Source organism: Lentzea pudingi, from assembly GCF_014646255.1.
GTDB lineage: Bacteria > Actinomycetota > Actinomycetes > Mycobacteriales > Pseudonocardiaceae > Lentzea > Lentzea pudingi.
Genome location: NZ_BMNC01000052.1, coordinates 1 through 761, shown reverse-complemented (window position 1 = coordinate 761; position 761 = coordinate 1). Strand labels below are relative to the sequence as shown.

Below are 761 nucleotides of genomic sequence, written 5' to 3'. Positions count from 1 at the left end.
AGATCGTGGCGTGCGTGAGGAGGTCCTGACCGACGAGCTGTGGGCTCGGCTGGAACCATTGATCCCAGTGTCCCCGAGGCGTTTCCGCTATCCGGGTCGTAGGCGTGCCGATGACCGGGCGGCGTTGGAGGGCATCCTCTACGCGGTGCGCACTGGCATCGGCTGGAATCGGCTGCCCGCCGCGTTGTTCGGCGCCTCGGGCTCGACCTGCTGGCGGCGGCTGACCGAGTGGCACGAGGCCGGTGTCTGGCAGCAGCTGCATGAGCTGCTGCTCGCCGAACTGCGCGCCGCCGGGCTGCTGGACCTGTCCGCCGCCTTGGTCGACTCCACTCACCTGCGCGCTCTCAAAGGGGGGCCCACACGGGGCCGAGCCCGGTCGACCGGCGCAAGCCCGGCTCCAAGCACCACCTGATCACCGATGCCACCGGCATTCCCCTGGCTGTCACGCTCACCGGCGGGCATCGCAACGACGTCACCCAGCTGATCCCGCTGATCGACGCCATCCCGCCGATCCGCGGCGTGGTCGGCAAACCACGTCGCCGGCCACGCCGGATCTACGCCGACCGCGGCTACGACCACGACAAGTACCGGCACCTGGTCCGCGCCCGCGGCATCACACCCGTCATCGCCCGCCGCGGCGTCAAACACGGCTCCGGCCTGGGCACGGTTCGCTGGCCGGTCGAGCGCACCTTCGCCTGGCTCAAAGGCTTCCGGCGACTCCGAGTCCGCACCGAACGACGAGCCGACGTTCACCAAGCCAT

At 70.2% G+C, this 761-nt stretch carries 1 protein-coding gene; it reads left to right on the top strand.

The features are described from left to right. Nucleotides 1-10: 10 nt before the first annotated feature. A protein-coding gene (locus IEY88_RS43910; RefSeq protein ID WP_373294313.1) for an IS5 family transposase occupies nt 11-761 on the top strand; the annotation gives its coding sequence in 2 pieces (ribosomal slippage) (nt 11-356 and nt 356-761; 752 coding nt annotated over the 2 pieces). This gene is flagged as partial in the annotation.